Below are 18405 nucleotides of genomic sequence, written 5' to 3'. Positions count from 1 at the left end.
GTGGAGTGGTCAATCTCGTCCAGATGACCATCGGTGGCCACCTGTCTCCACGGCTCCCCACACCAGCAAGATCACGATCTACGGCTGGAGTACTAGGCGGAGCGGGTCACCGGTGCCGAGCGGGTACATGGGGCGAGGGCCTTCTGTTGAGGTCACTGGAGCGGGAATGCGCCAAGGAATTGGCCGCCCAAGGCGATCAATACCCCGGCGCGCTCATGGGCGACGAAGCGCGTGCCGCTCGTTTTGTACGTGCGAGATGTCGTACCGGAGGCGAGCGAGACGGAGTACAGGCCCGAATTGCGCTTGCCGTAGGCGTATTCCGTGCCTATGACGGGAGGGCTGGTTAGGTCGTCCGATCCTTCCACGCCCTTGTCCAGCCATTCGATGCCTCCGCTCTTCGCATCGAGGCCGATGAGGCCGAGCTTCTCCTGCACTGCGTACACAACTCCGTTTGTGACAGCCGGTGGGCCGAAGTAGCGGAATTCGCGGCCAAACTTTCCAGACTTCTTGACGTAGTTCCATGCTTCGCTGCCGTCAGTCAGCCGCAGGGCACGCAATGGTCCCAGCCCCAAATAGACGTGTGTGCCGTCAATCGCCAGCGGGCCGCGCGCCTGGTCCGGCTTGGCGCCGACCATCGGCTCGTCCCAAAGAACCTTTCCGTTCCGTGCGTTGCGTGCGACGACGTGCACAGCCCCCTCGGCGGTCTCCTGGAGCAGTGCAAGCCGGTCGCCGACGACCCCGCCGGCGAGGAAATGCAGCCGCTTGGACCCCTCGGGCCGGGCTGGCAGGGGCTGTCTCCACAGCTCTTTGCTCGTGCCTGTGTCCACGGCGGCCAGGAACCAGGGCTGAACGCGCTGAATTCCATCCTTCTTGTCGGCGCCTTGGCCTGCGGCAAAGTAGACGACTCCCTCCGAGGCGCACACCAACTGGTTTTCCAGAATCGCGCCGTTGAAGTCCTTGAGCTGTGGAAAGCGCTTCTTGAGCCTGCCATTGGTGAGATCGACCGTCTCGATGGTGAACGGTGAGGAGGGGTCATGCTTGGCATCAGATTGCTTCACGTGGCCGATGCGGTAGATGTGCTCGCCGTCGGAAGTGACCTGCCAATAGTGCTCGAGTTCGCCAGTTGCCCACGAGGTTTGCCCCGTCCGGGGATTGACTGCTGCCAGCCCGCTACTGACGATCAGGGCGAGCAGGTCACCGACGGGGAAAGGGACTGACGCCTCAGCGGGCCAAAGATCGCCTGGAGGACTGCTGACCTTGACCTTCCAGAGGTGGTCCTCATCAGGGTTTTTCGGGTACGGAAGGGATATGCCCAAGTCATTCGGAGCGCCTTTCCCGCGTGGCTCCTCAGGGCCGAACCACGACCAGGCGCCCATGCCTATGGCTGTCACAGCGAGTGCCGAGCCGCCTGACAACGCCAGCACTTTGCGGCGGGACATGGGGGCGGGTGTGGAGGCGGGGATGGTTTCGGCTGTGGCGTGATCCGCCGGGGCCGGGAGGCGGTACGGCTGGTGCTGCCAGACCTCCGTCGCGCGGCGGGCGATTTCGGCGAGGACGGTATCGGGGAGGTGGTCGGCGAACTGGCCCTGACCGTCGTGGAGGTGGCTGCTCAGCTCCCAGGTGGTGGGGCGCTGCGACGGGTCCTTCGACAGGCAGCGCGTCAGGATCGGGAGCAGAGTCTCGGGGACCCCCGTCAGGTCGGGGTCGGCGTAGCGGACGCGGTAGAGGAGGTCGGCGGCCTGGCCGGCGCCGAAGGGGCCGTGGCCCGTAGCGGCGTGAACCAGGACGCCGGCCAGCGCGAACACGTCGCCCGCCGAGGTGTGTTCCTGGCCCGTCGCCTGCTCAGGAGACATGAACGCCGGGGTTCCCGCCGCCGCCCCCGTACGCGTGAGGCGGTCGTCGCCCGCCGCCCGCGCGATGCCGAAGTCGATGATTTTGGGGCCGTACGCCGTGATCATGACATTCGACGGCTTCAAGTCGCGGTGGACGACATCCGACGCGTGGAGCTGAGCCAGCGCCCCGGCGAGCGCCGCCCCCAGCGCACGGACCGACGCCTCCGGCAGCGGCCCGGCCAGTGCGACCGCGTCGTCCAGCGGCGGGCCGAGGACGTATTCGGTGGCCAGCCAAGGCGTTTCGGCCTGCGGGTCGGCGTCGACCACGGTCGCGCCGTGATGGCCGCCGATGATGCGTGCCGCGTCGGTCTCCAGCCGGAAGCGGGTCCGGAATCCCGGGTCGCCGGCGATGCGGGCGTGCATGGTCTTGAGCGCGACGGTACGGCCGCCGGCCGAGCGTGCCAGGTAGACGGTGCCCATGCCGCCGCTGCCGAGGCACGCGATCAGACGGTACGCACCGAAACCGGCGGGATCGGCATGCGTCAGAGGGGAGAGCACAGGTCAGGCACCGTGGGTCTGCGGGACGCGAAGCTCCGCGGCGAGTACTTCGGCGGACTGGCGGGCCACTGCCGCCACCACACGGCCCGGCAGCCAGCCGGGCGTCAACAGCGAGGTGCTCGAGTCAAGAACCGTTGACGCCGGCGCTGTGGACGCGGGCGGCAGCGCATGCAGGACCTCGGCCGCGGTCGGGCGGGCCGCCGGGTCGCGGGTGAGGCAGCGGGAGATCAAGGAGCGCAGGGATTCGGGGAGTTCGGCACTGTCCGGGACCGTGTGGCCGGTGGCGGCGTACGCGAGGACCGCGCCCAGGGCGTAGACGTCCCCCGGCGGGCGCGGGCGGCCGCCCGATGCCTGCTCCGGGGCGAGGCTGCCGGGCTCCAGGCCGGGCAGGCCGGAGCGCTGTTCGCCGTCCGGGGCGGCGGCGCGTACGGCGCCGAAGCAGGTCAGACGCGGGCCGTCGCCCGCCAGCAGTACGGCCGCCGGTGACAGGCCGGCGTGCGTGACGCCCGTCGCGTGCGCGCCCGCCAGCGTCTCGGCGAGAGCAGCCCCGATGGCCCGCACCGTGCGCTCCGGCAGGGGCCCGCCGTGGACGGCGAGGGCCACGGGAAGCGGCAGCGAGGGGAGGTACGGGGACGCGTACCAGGGGGAGTCGGACGCCGGCGACAGTTCGGCGACGGGGGAGACCCAGGGGCCGAGCAGCCGGCGAGCGGCGTCCGCCTCGACGAGGAAACGTTCGGGATCCACGCCTTCCCCCGGTGTCCTGACCAGTACCGTACGATCGCCGTCCGCGCTGCGCGCGATGAAGCGGCGCTCGGGGGCAGGGGGAAAGCCCGGACCGGCCGGATCGAGACGCGTGATGAGGTAGTACGGCCCGATCTGGCGCGGACTGTGCCCCTGCGGCCGTTCCGTCTGTGCTCGTTCCATCTGCTAAGCCCCCGTGGTGGTCATGAACGACAGGAGCCTACTCAAGGGCCGGTGCGGGCCCGGAGGGTGGTCCCTCCGGGGGCGGTCACGGACCGCGGACCGTTGGTCGGCTCTGAGGGCTCCTTGCACGTGCAATCCGGGTCAGGCGCGTACCGGCATGGCGACGACCGAGCCGCCGTGCGCGGCGAAGAGCCGGTTGCCGTCGCCCGACACCTCGTACGCCGCCCCGTCGTCCTTGCCGCCGAAGGTGTACGGGAAGAGCTCGTCGCCGGTGTCCACGCTGACTGCCGTCAGTCCGTAGTAGCCCGACTCGACGATCCACACTGTGCCGCCCTGCACAGCAGGCCGCTTCCGGGGGTCGTCGCCGTATCCGCGCAGGTAGAACTTCCACTCCTTCGTTCCGTCGCTCGCGCGCCGCCGGTACAGCCCGTCGTCGACGGCGTACAGCTCGTTCCCGCGCACTGCCGGAGGACCCCAGCCGCCGCCTGACTCATCGACCTTCGTCTGCGGGTCCACCGACCAGATCTTCTTGCCGTCGGCGAGCGCGTGAGCGGCCAGAGTCCGCCCGCCGAAGTAGACCCTGTCCTTCACGATGGCGGGCGCCAGAGCCGCCGTTCCCTGGTCGGGCAGGCCCCACACCTTGCGGCCGGTGGCCGTGTCCAGGACGACCACCACGCCGTCCGATGCGAAGAGCACCAGGCGGCCCGCGCCGACGGCCGCCGCCGGTGGGGCGGTGTACGAGGTGCGTACGGGCGTGGGGATCGACCACAGCACCTTCCGCGTGGCGGCATCGACCGCGCTCAGATGCCGCTCCTTGGTCATCACGTAGACCGTGTCGGCGTCCGCCGCCAGCAGCTTCTCGACGGTGATGCCGGAAGTCGTCCAGGCCTGCTCCCCGGTGGATGCGATGAACGCCTGCAATGCGCCTTCCGCGTCCGCTCCCACGACGAGTCTGTCGGCGACTGTCACGAAGCCGGCCGAGCCACTCGCCCCGGTGGCACGCCACTTCTGCTTCCCATCGGTCACGCGATGGGCGGCCAGGCCACCCTTGTCGGTCTCGAGGATCACCACATCGCGTACGGGAAGGGGAGCCGGGGTCTTCGGACCCGCCCCGCGCACGGGGCCCCACAGTGGCGCGAAGTCGTCGCCGGCAGCCAGTGCCGCGGCTGACGGCGTCTCGACGGCCGGCGGAACGGCGACCGGCGGCGGCCCCGAACCGTCCCGACCGCCGCCCTTGAGCCACCAGGCGGTCGTACCCGCACCGGCCGCGAGGACCGTGCCGCCCACGGCCAGGGCGGTGAGCATGCGGCGCCGGGACGGCTGAGCGGGAACCTCTGTCGAGTACGACGAGACCAGGTGCTCTGCCGTGGTCTCCCGCCGGGCGATCTCCTCCGCCCAGGGCCCCTGCCGCCAGACCTTGCCAGCGCTCTTGGGAGGCGCGAGCGCCTGGGCGATCTGCGCGGGTACGGGCCGCTGCGCCGGGTCCTTGGCGAGGCAGGGGAGTATCAGGGGGCGGAGCTGGTCCGGCACCCGGCTCACGTCCGCTTCACCATGGACGACTTCGTACTGCACCGCAGCCACATGCGGGCCGTTGAAGGCCCGTTGCCCACCGGCCGCGTACGCGAGAACCGCCCCGAGCGAGAAGACGTCGGCCTGCGGACCGACCCGCTGCCCGAGGACCTGCTCGGGAGCGCCGTAGCCGGGGGTGACCGGGATCTGGCCCGTGGTGGTGAGCGTGAGTCCGTGCTCGGGGCGGGCGATGCCGAAGTCGATGACGCGGGGGCCGCGCGAAGTCAGCACGATATTGGACGGTTTGAGGTCACGGTGGACCAGGTCCGCGGCATGAATGTCCTGGAGCGTACGGGCGAGGGACGCGGCGAGCACCCGCAGACCGGGCTCGCCCAGCGGCCCGTACGCGTCGACCGCCTCCTCCAGCGTGGGTCCTGCCAGGAACTCGGTGGCGATCCAGGGCCGTCCGCCCTCGGTCTGTGCGCCCAGTACCCGAGCCACGCCGGCGCTGGTCACGGCCTGCGCGGTCCGGGCCTCGCGGACGAAGCGCTGGGCCAGGTGCTGATCATGCGCGAGCTCGGGCCGCAGGACCTTCACCGCCGCCTTGCGGCCGCTGTTGTCCCGCCCGAAGTAGACCTTCCCCATGCCGCCTTCGCCCAGTGTGCCGATGAGTCGGTATGGGCCGAGGCGCAAGGGGTCGCCGGTGCTGAGGGGGATCATGGTGAAGCTCTCTCACTCGAAGGGCAGGGCGGTCACGGTGGCGCTGTCGGCGCCGATGAGCGTCTTGGTTCCCTCGTGCACTGCGAAACGGATCGCGGAACTCGGCGACGACCGGACGGACTTGTGGGTGCGGAGATCCACGGCGCTGACGCCGCTGGTCACAGGCGCGTACACGAACTTCCTGCCGACGACCGGTGGCACGTCGAGCCTCGGGTCCTCGTCCTTCGTCAGGTCCTCCACCTCCTGCCACAACAGCTTTCCCGTGGTCGCGTTCAGGGCGACGAGGCCGCGGCTGCCCTCGGCCGCGTACACGACGCCGTTCTTCACGGCCGGAGGCCCGTAGAGCCGTGAGTTCTCCTCGACATCGCCCCGATTGCGCCCCTCACCGAACGACCAGGCGACCTTGCCGTCGGAGTGCCGGACCGCGTGGACCCGTCCGCTGCCGATGTAGACGTGCTGCTGGTCCACAGCGAGTTGGCCGGGAATCAGGAAGGAGTTGTCGCCCCGCACTCTGGGCATCTCCGTCGTCCAGAGCCGCTTTCCGGTGCGGATGTCGGTGCCGCTCACGCTGAAGTCCGGGAGAGTCACCCCGTTGCCCGCGGTGACCAGGCACTTTCCGACGGCCTTCGCGCTGATCGCCGACGAGCCGTTGTCGGGATAGATCATCCCGTGGGGCCGCTGCCAGAGCTTCTTCCCGGTACGGATGTCGACGGCGAGCAGACGCCAGCCCTTGGCCTGGTCGGCGAAGTCCGTGGACTTGGGTCCGGTCCAGGCGATCAGATAGAGGACGCCGTCGGCGGCGGTGAGCAGTTCCACGTCGTGCACCGAGCCGCTGAATTCGGCGAAGTGCCCGATGCGACGTTCGAGGGTCCCATTGGCTGCCGAGAACGCGCTGAGTGTCAGCCCCTCCCCTTCGGTCTCCTCGGGTACGAAGCCGTAGATCGCTGTGCCGTCCGACGCGATCTGCTGCCCCACGTCAAGCAGGGGGTAGGACCAGCGCTGCTTGCCGGTCTTCGGGTCCAGCCCCAGCAGCCCAACGTCGGACAGGGTGACGACCGTGTTGCCGACGGGCATGGGGAGCTGGCGCTGCCATTTGTCGGCGACATCGACGCTCCACACGGCCGACGGCCCGTTGTCGGCTTGTTCGTCGATCGAAGCGTCGTCGTCGGCGTGCTGCTTGTCGGACCACGCCCACGCTCCGATGCCTGCGGCAGCCACGCCGAGGGCTGACCCTCCGCCGATCGTGAGCAGCTTGCGGCGGGACATACCGCTCGGGGCGGGGGTCTCGAACTCCTGCGGGGCCGGAAGGCGGTGCGGTTGGTAGTACCAGACCATCGACGCACGGCGAGCGATCTCGAAGAGGACGGTGTCGGGGAGGTGGTCGGCGAATTGTCCTTGACCGTCGTGCAGTCGGGTGGCGAGTTCGCTGGTGGTGGGGCGTTGGGTGGGGTCTTTGGAGAGGCAGCGGGTCAGGATCGGGGTGAGGGCGTCGGGTAGGCCGGTGAGGTCGGGGTCGGCGTAGCGGACGCGGTAGAGGAGGTCGGCGGGCCGGCCCGAGCCGAAGGGTCCGTGGCCCGTTGCCGCGTAGGTGAGAACGCCCGCGAGGGCGAAGACGTCGCCCGCCGGTGTGTGTTCCTGCCCTGTTGCCTGTTCCGGGGACATGAAGGCGGGGGTGCCCGCGGCTGCTCCGGTGCGGGTGAGGCGGTCGTCGCCTGCTGCGCGGGCGATGCCGAAGTCGATGATTTTGGGGCCGTACGCCGTGACCATCACGTTGGAGGGCTTGAGGTCTCGGTGGACGACGTCGGAGGAGTGCAGTTGGGCGAGTGCTCCGGCAAGGGCTGCGCCCAGGGCTAGGACCGAGGCTTCAGGGAGTGGTCCGGCGATGGAGACGGCGTCGTCGAGGGGCGGGCCGAGGACGTACTCGGTTGCCAGCCAGGGGGTTTCGCCGAGCGGGTCCGCGTCGACGACGGTCGCACCGTGGTGCCCGCCGATGATCCGGGCAGCGTCGGTTTCGAGGCGAAAGCGGGTACGCGAGGCCGGATCCGATGCGATGCCCGCGTGCATGGTCTTGAGCGCGACGGTACGGCCGCCGGCGGAACGGGCCAGATAGACGGTTCCCATGCCGCCGCTGCCCAGGCGGGCGATCAGGCGGTATGCACCGAGCTGGGCGGGGTCGTCGTGGATGAGAGGGGACGGCATCGTGTCAGTTCCGTACCGCGCCGAAGCCCGTCGGGCGCGGGCCGTCTCCGGCCAGACGTACGGCCGCGGGGGAGGGGCGACCGGTCGGAACGAGGCGGGTGATCAGGTAGTGCGAGCCGATACGGCGCGGAGTCTCCACGCGCGGTCGATCCGTCTGTGCTCGTTCCATGTGCGAATCCCCCGTCGACAAGACAACATCAGCAGAGCCTACCGAGTGCCCGAGCCCGGATTCGCCGGGAGGTGGATGGCTGCGCTACGCATTTGCTCGTCGGCATCCTGTGACCTCTGGGTCATTCGCATGGCGAAAGCGCAGGGCAAGCGATTGGCCCCAAGCGCGGGTAACCGCCCCCACTCGTGACTATTTGTAGCTAATTGCAGCCGCAATTCAGGGCTGTTCCCTGTCATAAACGCTCGCTACAGTGGCTCTGAAGCAATGGGTAACGGGGGAGGGCACGTTGCTGCCGAGCAACGGTAGGTCGGGGACACACGTCGTGGCCCCCTGCCGGCCTGCTCGGGGCTGCCCAGGACGCGATGGTGCGAGGCCGGCTCGGAGGACGTGCGACGAAACGGTGCGGTGGCTGCGAGCGGAGTGCCCGCCCCCCCGCTGTGGTCCGCCGTACGGCGGTCCGCCGCAGGTTCCGCCACCCCTCATCGATCAGGTCTCCGTAATTCCTGTGAGTCACAGCGAACCAGTCTTGGCAATGATCCGACCGCAGTCCTGAGGAAGACATGTCGTTCGAAGAGGAATGGGCCCAGCACAAGAGCGAGGCCACAACCCGAATGCAGCTCAACCAACTTGACCCGGGTGACGGTGGGCGCGGAGGGGGGCAGAGGCTTCACGTGACGTACAGCGTCCTGATGGGCCGCGCGGACAAAGCAGACACGGCCCGCGGTGACTTTGTCGATGCCGACAACAAGGCGATGACGGAGACCGGCCAGGTGGGAGCGAGCCTCAGAGGCTTCAAGTCGGGTCCTGCCTTCGCCCCCTTCCTCACTCGGTGGAAGAAGCAGGTGTCCTACGTCGAGGGCTTGCTCAAGAACGATGTGGCGGGTGCTCTTCGGGCCTCCGCAGCTGATTTCGAGGTACGCGACAAGGACGAAGCAGACCGCTACAAGAACTCCCGTAAGGGAAAGAACGGTGGCGCCGACGACAAGCCGGACCTGAAGTAAGAGGCTGAGGAGATCACGGACATGCTCGACTACAAGACACTCCTCCATGCCGACTTCACGGAGCTGTCGGAGGCGGTGACCCAATGGGGCAAGCTTCCTGAAAAGTTCCAGAAGGCCAACACCCTCTACTGGAACACAGTGGTCAAGGACATCTCTGGGTCCGACTGGAAGGGCGAGGCAGCCACCGCGGCCTACGAAAAGCTCTCCATGGTGGACAGGCAGATGGTGGCTGCCGGCGACGAGGCAGCGGACGTCCACAAGCTGCTCTCCGATGCCCATGAGATCTTCACGGAAGCGCAGAAGAAGTTGAAGACCCTGACGGCCGACATCGAGAAGGACAAGTATCTCTCGATCAAGCCCGACGGCGAGGTCTGGTTCGATCCCCCAGAGGGCACCGAGAACCAAGCGCAGCTCAACAAGGCGTACCAGGAGTCGATCCAGGCCTACCGGACCAGTATTCGGAATCAGGTGACGGCTGCTCAGGAAGCGGACGACACACTGCACTGGGCCCTCAGTCAGGACCACAACGGCCGCCAGCGCGGTTTTGACTCCGACACGTACAACAGCATCAAGGACGCACAGAAGGGCCGCGAGCAGGCCGACAAGGACCTCAAGGAACTCGAGGAACTCACGGGGGACAAGAGCGATCTGAGGCTCGCCGGCCTCTCGGACAACTTGGATCCCAAGACCCTCCAGCGGATCAACGCTCTTATCGCGAAGCACGAAGGCGACCCGTACTTCGCCGAGAAGTTCGCCACGAACATGGGGCCCAAGGGGACTCTCGAGCTCTGGACGCGAATCGCGGACCGGACGCAGACCGGTGGAGATCAGTCAAAGGCGTCGGAAAGCATTCAAAAGTCGCTCGGCTACACCCTCGCGCTCGCCTCCCATTCCGACAGCGACGCCATGGAGCGCTGGAAGAAGGACATGGTCGGCCTCGGGAGCAAGCAGGTCGAGTTCCTGGACATGAATGCCGGCACCAGTCACAAGGGGCCGTACGGCTTCCAGGTGATGAGCAGCCTCATGCGGAACGGCGAGTACGACAAGGACTTCCTCAAGGACTACGGCAAGGGTCTCATCGACTTCGAGAAGGATCACAGCAAGACGGAGCTGAAGCGGCTGTACCGTCCGGACGGCTCTATCGACCCGTTCCTGAGCTTCGGGGCCGGGTCCGACCACGGCTTGGATCCCATGGCCGGTTACATGGAGGCGCTGGGGCACAACCCGGACGCGGCGAAGGAGATGTTCTACTCGAAGGACTGGGAGGCCGATTCCAAGGTCGACCCGGAGCTGAAGTACCTCATGTCCGATCGCAAGTGGCCCGACGGGAATCCTTTTGCGGAGGACAAGCGGGGTTACGGGTACGACGAGCTGGGCCACGCGCTGGAAGCCGCGACGCTCGGTGTGCCGTACGACCAGCCTGACCTGGGACTGCGCCGCGACGACACGACGGCCAACATCATGTCGCAGGTCGTCCAGACGGTCGCCAACGACCAGGGATATGTGGCCGACAAGCCAGGTATCGGAAACAGCCTGGCCAAGATGGGCGCCGGCTACATCGACGACCTTGACTGGTCCGTCGCGAACTTCGGCGACACCAAGGACGGTCAGGATCTTCGCGACGAAGCCTTCAATCACAAGGGCCCCGGCCACATCAATCTCAAGCATCAGACGGCTTCCGACTTCCTTGCCTCGGTGGGCAAGCACGAGGGAAGTTACGAGATTCTCTCTGCCGCCCAGCATGAGTACACCTCCAGTGCGCTGGTGGCACACCGCCAGCCCGACGCAGCGCTCAACACCATTCTGGAAACGGGTTCCAAGACACACGGAATCCTTGACCAGGCTCGGGTCAGCGAGATCAATCACACGTACGGCGAAGCCACGGACGCAGCCAACCGCAAGATGGCCGAAGCCGCGGAGTGGAAGAAGTTCGGGGTCAGTCAGGGAGTCGGTCTGGGAGTCGGCCTGGCCACGCTGCCGTTCGGCGGGCCCACGACAGCGGCAGCAGTCGCCTTCGCCGTGCCCGCCGTCATCGAAGGTGTGGGTGGAGCCCTGGAGACCGATCAGGGGATCAGGATCGATCGCGAACTGGCGGAGCAGGAAGCCGATTACGACCGCAAGGAAGAAATCTCCAAGAGGGAGTTTGTCTCGCTGGGCAGGTCCCGTGCGGTCGATCCGCTCGAGGCCTACATCGCGGTCCACCCTGAACTCGAAGGGACCAGGTGGCACACGGATATGAAGCACAACTTGGAAGGCAGCTACAACTTCGGTGACAACGAGACCGACCAGACTGATGCGGACTGAATGATGGAGCAGGTGTTTTCCCGTCGGTCTCCCGCAGTCGCTCTGCTTGCGTGTGTGCTGTTCGCGAGCACGGCGTGCAGCGGGAGCGACGAGGAACCGGAGAAGAAGCCCAAGCACTCGGCCGCCCTTACGGCGTTGAGTCGTGCCTGCGGGGGGATCTTCGACAAGGAGACCGTCGCCGAAGTGCTGGCAAGGCCGAAGGGCAAGAGCCTCGAGCGAGGCGCCCAGGTCGAAGGTGCCGTCGACGGGGCGGCTGACGCGGGGCGATTCCTCGGCGAGGAAATGGATTGGTCCAGGCCCTCCAAATCCACCTGCTTTGTCGATGGCGAATCGGGCGGGTCCGCGGAGATCGACATCACTTTCGGATGGTGGCCGGGGCCCCTCCCGCCGAAGGACGCCAAACCAGGAGAGTCCGCCGTGTTCGTGGCGAAGGAAGGGAGTTCGGAGCTTCTCGTCGACTGCCGGCGGACCGACCTGGCCGAGTCGGGGAAGAAGGGAGCGATCCTTCGCGGCGTCATCACCGACCGCGTCGGCCTGAGCAGCAACGCAAGCGCCAAGTTGCTCATCGCCTCGGCCCGGAAGGTGGCGGAGGGCTTGAAGTGTGAGAACCAGCTGACGTTCCCGGATCCGCCGGAACGACAGAAGGGCCTGAAGTAATGACCGGCGTCGTCATCTTCTTCTTCGTCGCAGCGGCCCTCTTCATTGCCCTCGGGCTTGCCGACCAGCGCAAGCTCTACTGGAAGCTGTCCTCCTGGCGTTACCGCAATCCGGAGGCCAATGAGCCCTCCGACACCGCGTACGCCATCGGGCGCGTCGTCGTCTTCGCCGCCGCCGGGATCATGCTGTTTCAGGGATGCTCGGCCATGAACTTCGCCGATGAAACCTCCTGGAGCAAAAGCGAGTTCAAAGAGGCTGTCCAGAGCGCGGCCGTCTCGTTGGGAGACGAGTCGCACGTCGACTCGTCGGCCGGTGGCTATGCCTCGCTGATCGAGTCGAAGGTCGGTGACGCGGCTGAGGGCAAGGGTCCGTCCTACGAGATCGAGGTCGAGGCCGTCGGTGAGAGCGACGACTACGAGATCACCGCGCGCGGTGAGGACTTCGTCTTCTGCCTGCACGTCACGCAGGCCGAGTCGGAGGAGGGCGGGTTCGCTGTTCCGGGGGCGGGCGGGTCGAGCACCGTCGTGTCCGAGTACGACCTGACGGCCACCGCCGACGAGGGCTCGTGTTGACGTCGTTGCTGGGTACGGAAGCGGCCGCCCCTGCGCCGTAGGGGCGGCCGCTTCCATTTGTTCGGCAAGCCGTGTCGGGGGCGACCCGGCTTGCAGCGTATTCCCGGGGCAGCCCCCGGACCTCCGGCCGTAGGGGCGGTCCAGGTCCTCGTACTCAGAGGCCGTGGCCTCCGCCAGTATTGGCTTCCAGTACACAGGCCCGGTCGGCCGCCGCTGCCCATTCTCCTGAGGTACTTGCCCGTCTTGGGGTTCAGGCACATGAGCCAGTTGTGGCTTTCCCGTACGGGAGTCGTGCACCGCGAGCCTCACCTTTCCGGCGGCCGTCTCCTGGAGCAGCCGCATCACGCGTCGCGCTGTAGCAGGACGCGCACGACCGAGCCCGCGCCTGCGGCCGCGGCGCCGGTCCGGTCCGGTCCAGCCGGGTCCGGTTCGGTCCGGTCCGGTCCGAGCGATGAGTTTCGCCGGCCCTGGCGGTCTACATCGGTGAGGCAGTCGCCCCGACCGGCAAAGGAGAGCCCTCATGCAGAAGATCACGACCTTCCTGTGGTTCGACAACCAGGCTGAGGAAGCCGCGCAGCACTACACGTCGATCTTCGACGACTCCCGCGTGACCGACGTACAGCGGTACGGAGAAGCCGGACCGGGCGAGCCGGGAACAGCCATGATCGTCACCTTCGAGCTCGCGGGACAGAAGTTCATCGCGCTCAACGGCGGCCCGCAGTTCACCTTCAACGAAGCCATCTCGCTCTACGTGGACTGCGCGTCGCAGGAAGAGGTGGACGAGCTGTGGGCGAAGCTCAGCGCCGGTGGGGAGGAAGGGCCGTGCGGCTGGCTCAAGGACAAGTTCGGACTGTCGTGGCAGATCATTCCGAAGGCGCTGACCGAGCTGCTGAGCGACCCTGATCCGGTCAAGTCCCAGCAGGTCATGAAGGCCATGCTCGGGATGCAGAAGATCGACGTCCAGGGGCTGAAGGACGCGTACGGGCAGTGACGGGCTCGAGGGGCCGTGTCCGACCTTCCGTACCGTCCCGGATACGGTCCCCGCTTGTTCGAAGAGCTGAGTTCGGCCGTCGTCCTCGCTTACCCGGGGCAACCCCGGCCCCCCCGCAGCGGGGCGCCCGGCGTCCGTGTCCTCGGAGGCCGTGACCGGAATCGAACCGGCGTAACTCGCTTTGCAGGCGAGTCCCTCAACCACTCGGGCACACGGCCGTGTGACTCCAATGCCTCGACCGTAGGCGGGGCGGTGGCACGGCTCAAGGGCCCCGCGCGGGCTGCAACGCGACTGCCATACGGCGTTCATGGTCGTACGACCAAGGGATGAGCGGAGTCCCGTCCAGCGACAGGGCCCATCCCGCTCCACGCCCCTTACTCTGAGGCCCATGACCGCCCTGGAACCCGGTGACGCCGAGGTCACGCCGCCGCCCGCGGACAGAGCCGAAGCCCCCGCCGCCCCGGACGACGACCGGGGCGGCGTTCTCGGCAGATCGCATCGCGCGCTCAGCGTCGGCATCGTCTCCGTCGTCGTGCTGATCGCCTTCGAGGCGACCGCCGTCGGCACCGCGATGCCGGTCGCGGCGCGGGAGCTGCACGGCATCCCCCTGTACGCCTTCGCCTTCTCCGCGTACTTCACCACCAGCCTCTTCGCGATGGTGCTCTCGGGGCAGTGGGCCGACCGCGACGGGCCGCTGCGGCCGCTCGCCGCCGGGATAGCGGCCTTCGGCGCGGGGCTGCTGCTGTCCGGGACCGCGAGTGCGATGTGGCTGTTCATCGTCGGGCGGGCGGTCCAGGGGCTCGGCGGCGGGCTGGTGATCGTCGCGCTGTACGTGGTCGTCAGCCGCGCCTACTCGGAACGGCTGCGGCCGTCGATCATGGCCGCGTTCGCCGCGAGCTGGGTGGTCCCCTCGGTCGTGGGCCCGCTCGCCTCCGGGACCGTCACCGAACACCTCGGCTGGCGCTGGGTGTTCATCGGCATCCCGGTGCTCGTCGTCTTCCCGCTGGCGCTCGCGCTGCCCGCGATCCGGCGGATGGCGTCCGGGCCCGCCGATCCCTCCGCGCCGCAGCCCTTCGACGGACGGCGGATCCGGCTGGCGCTGGGCATCTCGGTGGGTGCCGGACTGCTGCAGTACGCGGGCCAGGACGTGAGGTGGCTCTCGCTGCTCCCGGCTGCGGCAGGCGCGGCGCTGCTGGTGCCGGCGGTGCGCGGGCTGCTGCCGCGCGGGACGTGCCGGGCGGTGCGCGGGCTGCCGTCCGTCGTGCTGCTGCGGGGTGTCGCGGCCGGGTCCTTCATCGCGGCGGAGTCCTTCGTACCGCTGATGCTGGTCACTCAGCGCGGGCTGTCGCCGACGATGGCCGGGTTGTCGCTGGCGGTCGGCGGGGCGACCTGGGCGTTGGGCTCGTACGTACAGGCCCGGCCGCGTCTCGAGCCGCACCGGGAGCGGCTGATGGTGCTGGGCATGGTGCTGGTCGCGGCGGCGATCGCGACCGCGCCGAGCGTGCTGATCGCCTCGGTTCCGGTGTGGATCGTCGGGGTCGCGTGGGGGGTCGGCTGCTTCGGCATGGGCATGGTGCTCGCTTCGACGAGCGTGCTGCTGCTGAAGCTGTCGGCGCCGGAGGAGGCGGGCGCGAACTCGGCGGCGCTGCAGATCTCGGACGGGCTGTCGAACGTCCTGCTGCTGGCGGCGGGCGGCGCGGCTTTCGCGGCGCTCGGCGGGGGAGCGGTGGGGACGGCGCACGTTGCGGTGGGGGCTTCGGGCTCGCACCCGGGGGCGTTTGCGGCGGTGTTCCTGCCGATGGCGGCGGTGGCGCTGGTGGGGGCGTGGGTCGGGACGAGGTGCGATGTGAGCTGAGTCGCACCCTGGGCGGACCCGGCCTCGTTTGGCCGGGCCCGCCCGTCGCTCCCCGGTAGGGTGGCCCGGTTGTCGTATCTGATCCCGTGCTGCCGAGAGCCTTGAACCGGAGACCGTGACTACTACCGCCTCCCACCACCTCTCACCCGCCTTCCCCGGGCGTGCGCCCTGGGGTACCGCCAACAAGCTGCGTGCCTGGCAGCAGGGCGCCATGGAGCGTTATCTCCAGGAGCAGCCACGGGACTTCCTCGCCGTCGCCACCCCCGGCGCCGGCAAGACCACCTTCGCGCTCACCCTCGCCTCCTGGCTGCTGCACCACCACGTCGTGCAGCAAGTGACCGTCGTCGCCCCCACCGAGCACCTCAAGAAGCAGTGGGCGGCCGCGGCGGCGCGGGTAGGGATCAAGCTGGACCCGGAGTACAGCGCCGGGCCGCTGAGCAAGGAGTACCAGGGGGTGGCGGTGACGTACGCCGGTGTCGGCGTACGGCCCATGCTGCACCGCAACCGCTGCGAGCAGCGCAAGACCCTCGTCATCCTCGACGAGATCCACCACGCCGGTGACTCCAAGTCCTGGGGCGAGGCGTGCCTGGAGGCGTTCGATCCCGCGACCCGGCGGCTCGCGCTGACCGGTACGCCCTTCAGGTCCGACACCAATCCCATTCCCTTTGTGCAGTACGAGGAGGGGAACGACGGGATTCGGCGGTCCGCTGCGGACTACACGTACGGCTATGGCAATGCGCTGGGCGACGGCGTCGTCCGGCCCGTGATCTTTCTGAGTTACAGCGGCAATATGCGCTGGCGCACCAAGGCCGGTGACGAGATCGCCGCCCGCCTCGGTGAGCCGATGACCAAGGACGCCATCTCCCAGGCCTGGCGCACCGCGCTCGACCCGCGCGGCGACTGGATGCCGAATGTGCTCCGGGCTGCCGACAAGCGGCTGACGGAAGTCAGGAAGGGCATCCCGGACGCCGGCGGTCTCGTCATCGCCTCCGACCAGGACTCGGCCCGTGCGTACGCCAAGCTGATCCGCGAGATCACCGGCACCAAGGCCACCATCGTCCTCTCCGACGAAGCCGCCTCCTCCCAGCGGATCGAGGAGTTCAGCGAGAACGAGGACCGCTGGATGGTCGCGGTCCGCATGGTGTCCGAGGGCGTCGACGTACCGCGCCTCGCGGTGGGGGTGTACGCCACCACCATCTCGACGCCGCTCTTCTTCGCGCAGGCCGTGGGGCGTTTTGTACGGTCCCGGCGGCGCGGCGAGACCGCGTCCGTCTTCCTGCCGACCATCCCGAACCTCCTCGGCTTCGCCAACGAGATGGAGGTCGAGCGCGACCACGTGCTCGACAAGCCGAAGAAGGACGGCGACGAGGACCCGTACGCCGAGTCCGAGAAGGAGATGGCGGAGGCCGAGAAGCAGCAGGACGAGGACACCGGGGAACAGGACATGCTCCCCTTCGAGGCCCTCGAGTCCGACGCGGTCTTCGACCGCGTGCTGTACGACGGCGCCGAGTTCGGTATGCAGGCGCACCCGGGGAGCGAGGAGGAGCAGGACTACCTCGGCATCCCCGGGCTCCTCGAACCCGACCAGGTGCAGCTGCTCCTCCAGAAGCGCCAGGCACGGCAGATCGCGCACAGCCGCAAGAAGCCCGACGACGAGGCCGATCTGCTGGAACTGCCCGCCGAGCGGCGGCCCGTGGTCTCCCACAAGGAGCTCCTCGAACTGCGCAAGCAGCTGAACACGATGGTCGGCGCGTACGTCCACCAGAGCGGAAAGCCGCATGGCGTCATTCATACGGAGTTGCGGCGGGTGTGCGGTGGGCCGCCGAGCGCGGAGGCGACGGCAGGGCAGATCCGGGAGCGGATCAAGAAGGTACAGGAGTGGGCCACGCGTATGCGGTGAGCCGGTGGGTCGGTGACCTCGTGGGTCGGTGAGCCGGTGAGCCGGTGAGCCGGTGGGTCGGTGGGTCGGTGAGCCGGTGGGTCGGTGAGCCGGTGGGTCGATGGGCCGGTGGGTCGGTACGCGGTGTCGCGTGTACGGATGTCGAACAGGGCCCGGGCGCACGAGTGCGCCCCGGCCCCGCTCATCCCGCGGGACAAGGGAGCGGCGCCCGGATTCTGGACGAGGTCTTCCGCTGAGCGAACCTGGTCGCTACTGTCCCCGCATTGCATACGCCCCGTGGCAGCGCCGCCGCGGAGCGCAGCCGGTGTGCCTGTCCTGCCGGCGGCCTCTGGGGTGCGTCGCCGTGGGACCGGTGTCGCAGTTTCCGTCGAGGACCGCCGTCACTCACTCCGAAGGAGAGGGCGTCGTGACCGCGGAAACCTCCCAGACGCTCGACAGAGGACTACGTGTCCTCAAGCTGCTCGCCGACACCGACCACGGGCTGACCGTCACCGAGTTGTCCACCAAACTCGGCGTCAACCGCACCGTCGTCTACCGTCTGCTCGCCACCCTGGAGCAGCACGCCCTCGTCCGCCGTGACTTGGGCGGCCGCGCCAGGGTGGGCCTCGGCGTGCTGCGCCTCGGCCGCCAGGTGCACCCGCTGGTGCGGGAGGCCGCGATGCCGGCTCTGCGCTCGCTCGCGGAGGACATAGGGGCCACGGCTCATCTCACCCTCGTCGACGGCGCGGAGGCCCTTGCGGTCGCCGTCGTCGAGCCGACCTGGACGGACTACCACGTCGCCTACCGGGCGGGCTTCCGCCATCCGCTGGACCGGGGCGCGGCGGGCAAGGCGATCCTCGCGGCCCGGCAGAGCAAGTCGAACGAGCCCGGGTACACGCTCACCCACGGCGAACTGGAGGCGGGCGCGAGTGGTGCGGCCGCGGCGCTGGTGGGGGTGACAGGGATAGAGGGCAGCGTGGGCGTGGTGATGCTGGCGGACTCGGTGCCGGAGAGGGTGGGGCCGAGGGTGGTGGACGCGGCGCGCGAGGTGGCGGACGCGTTGCGCTGACGCGGGTCCCCTTGCGGGGTGCGGGTTGGGGTGGCCCGGGGTGCGGGTCCCCTTGCGGGGTGCGGTCGGGGTGGCCCGGGGTGCGGGTCCCCTTGCGGGGTGCGGTCGGGGTTGCCCGGGGTGCGGGTCCCCTTGCGGGACGCGGGTCCCGGGTGATTGGGCGTGC

The 18405-nt window shown here is 68.6% G+C and carries 13 protein-coding genes and 1 tRNA gene; 8 read left to right on the top strand and 6 right to left on the bottom strand.

The annotated features are described in order from the left end of the window. Positions 1-152: 152 nt before the first annotated feature. The 5 genes from AB0D12_RS25845 to AB0D12_RS25825 form a co-directional block, all read right to left on the bottom strand. Complete coding sequence (locus tag AB0D12_RS25845; RefSeq protein ID WP_362687336.1) at positions 153-2390, bottom strand: protein kinase; 2238 nt, start codon at positions 2388-2390, stop codon at positions 153-155. A 3-nt stretch (positions 2391-2393) separates the two neighbouring features. Then, on the bottom strand, positions 2394-3314 hold the full coding sequence (locus tag AB0D12_RS25840) for a serine/threonine protein kinase (protein ID WP_362687333.1): 921 nt from the start codon (positions 3312-3314) through the stop codon (positions 2394-2396). A 141-nt stretch (positions 3315-3455) separates the two neighbouring features. Further along, positions 3456-5543 (bottom strand): serine/threonine-protein kinase, encoded by a 2088-nt coding sequence (locus tag AB0D12_RS25835; protein ID WP_362687330.1) that lies wholly within the window; start codon positions 5541-5543, stop codon positions 3456-3458. Between the two features lie 12 nt (positions 5544-5555). Further along, the gene (locus tag AB0D12_RS25830) at positions 5556-7742 is read right to left on the bottom strand and encodes a PQQ-binding-like beta-propeller repeat protein (protein WP_362687327.1); all 2187 of its coding nucleotides are present in this window, start codon (positions 7740-7742) and stop codon (positions 5556-5558) included. A gap of 4 nt (positions 7743-7746) precedes the next feature. Continuing rightward, complete coding sequence (locus tag AB0D12_RS25825; RefSeq protein ID WP_362687324.1) at positions 7747-7911, bottom strand: hypothetical protein; 165 nt, start codon at positions 7909-7911, stop codon at positions 7747-7749. A 671-nt stretch (positions 7912-8582) separates the two neighbouring features. Here AB0D12_RS25825 and AB0D12_RS25820 point away from each other — a divergent pair. From AB0D12_RS25820 to AB0D12_RS25800, 5 genes are all read left to right on the top strand, one after another. After that, positions 8583-8912, top strand: coding sequence for a hypothetical protein (locus AB0D12_RS25820; protein WP_362687321.1), 330 nt, complete (start codon positions 8583-8585; stop codon positions 8910-8912). A 21-nt stretch (positions 8913-8933) separates the two neighbouring features. Beyond that, positions 8934-11216 (top strand): DUF6571 family protein, encoded by a 2283-nt coding sequence (locus tag AB0D12_RS25815; protein ID WP_362687318.1) that lies wholly within the window; start codon positions 8934-8936, stop codon positions 11214-11216. A gap of 54 nt (positions 11217-11270) precedes the next feature. Beyond that, a complete protein-coding gene (locus AB0D12_RS25810; protein ID WP_362687315.1) occupies positions 11271-11873 on the top strand; it encodes a hypothetical protein in 603 nt (200 codons plus the stop codon). Beyond that, entirely contained in the window at positions 11873-12445 is a 573-nt protein-coding gene (locus tag AB0D12_RS25805; RefSeq protein ID WP_362687312.1) for a hypothetical protein, read from the top strand. The genes AB0D12_RS25810 and AB0D12_RS25805 overlap by 1 nt, the downstream gene beginning before the upstream one ends. Before the next feature lie 520 nt (positions 12446-12965). Continuing rightward, complete coding sequence (locus AB0D12_RS25800) at positions 12966-13436, top strand: VOC family protein (protein WP_362687309.1); 471 nt, start codon at positions 12966-12968, stop codon at positions 13434-13436. A 146-nt stretch (positions 13437-13582) separates the two neighbouring features. On the opposite strand, the gene AB0D12_RS25795 is transcribed toward AB0D12_RS25800, so the two are convergent. Then, positions 13583-13654, bottom strand: a tRNA-Cys gene (locus tag AB0D12_RS25795). A 170-nt stretch (positions 13655-13824) separates the two neighbouring features. On the opposite strand from AB0D12_RS25795, the gene AB0D12_RS25790 reads away from it, so the two are divergent. The 3 genes from AB0D12_RS25790 to AB0D12_RS25780 all read left to right on the top strand — a co-directional run bounded on the left by AB0D12_RS25790 (position 13825) and on the right by AB0D12_RS25780 (position 18239). Beyond that, positions 13825-15291, top strand: a complete 1467-nt coding sequence (locus AB0D12_RS25790) for an MFS transporter (protein WP_362687306.1) — start codon at positions 13825-13827, stop codon at positions 15289-15291. Between the two features lie 115 nt (positions 15292-15406). After that, positions 15407-17191 carry a DEAD/DEAH box helicase gene (locus AB0D12_RS25785; protein WP_362687303.1) on the top strand — a complete coding sequence of 595 codons (1785 nt, stop codon included), beginning with the start codon at positions 15407-15409 and terminating at the stop codon, positions 17189-17191. 406 nt (positions 17192-17597) lie between these two features. Next, positions 17598-18239 carry a helix-turn-helix domain-containing protein gene (locus tag AB0D12_RS25780; protein ID WP_362687300.1) on the top strand — a complete coding sequence of 214 codons (642 nt, stop codon included), beginning with the start codon at positions 17598-17600 and terminating at the stop codon, positions 18237-18239. The last annotated feature ends 166 nt before the right edge of the window (positions 18240-18405 follow it).

It is taken from the genome of Streptomyces sp. NPDC048479 (assembly GCF_040651435.1).
Taxonomy (GTDB): Bacteria; Actinomycetota; Actinomycetes; order Streptomycetales; family Streptomycetaceae; genus Streptomyces.
Note: the sequence above shows the minus strand (reverse complement) of the source record. Positions and strands in the feature narration are given on the sequence as shown.

Excerpts from the sequence above, each read along its gene's own strand:
- AB0D12_RS25840 (WP_362687333.1), bottom strand. The coding sequence starts at position 3,314 with ATGGAACGAGCACAGACGGAACGGCCGCAGGGGCACAGTCCGCGCCAG.
- AB0D12_RS25835 (WP_362687330.1), bottom strand. The coding sequence starts at position 5,543 with ATGATCCCCCTCAGCACCGGCGACCCCTTGCGCCTCGGCCCATACCGA.
- AB0D12_RS25830 (WP_362687327.1), bottom strand. The coding sequence starts at position 7,742 with ATGCCGTCCCCTCTCATCCACGACGACCCCGCCCAGCTCGGTGCATAC.
- AB0D12_RS25825 (WP_362687324.1), bottom strand. The coding sequence starts at position 7,911 with ATGGAACGAGCACAGACGGATCGACCGCGCGTGGAGACTCCGCGCCGT.
- AB0D12_RS25815 (WP_362687318.1), top strand. The coding sequence starts at position 8,934 with ATGCTCGACTACAAGACACTCCTCCATGCCGACTTCACGGAGCTGTCG.
- AB0D12_RS25805 (WP_362687312.1), top strand. The coding sequence starts at position 11,873 with ATGACCGGCGTCGTCATCTTCTTCTTCGTCGCAGCGGCCCTCTTCATT.
- AB0D12_RS25800 (WP_362687309.1), top strand. The coding sequence starts at position 12,966 with ATGCAGAAGATCACGACCTTCCTGTGGTTCGACAACCAGGCTGAGGAA.
- AB0D12_RS25790 (WP_362687306.1), top strand. The coding sequence starts at position 13,825 with ATGACCGCCCTGGAACCCGGTGACGCCGAGGTCACGCCGCCGCCCGCG.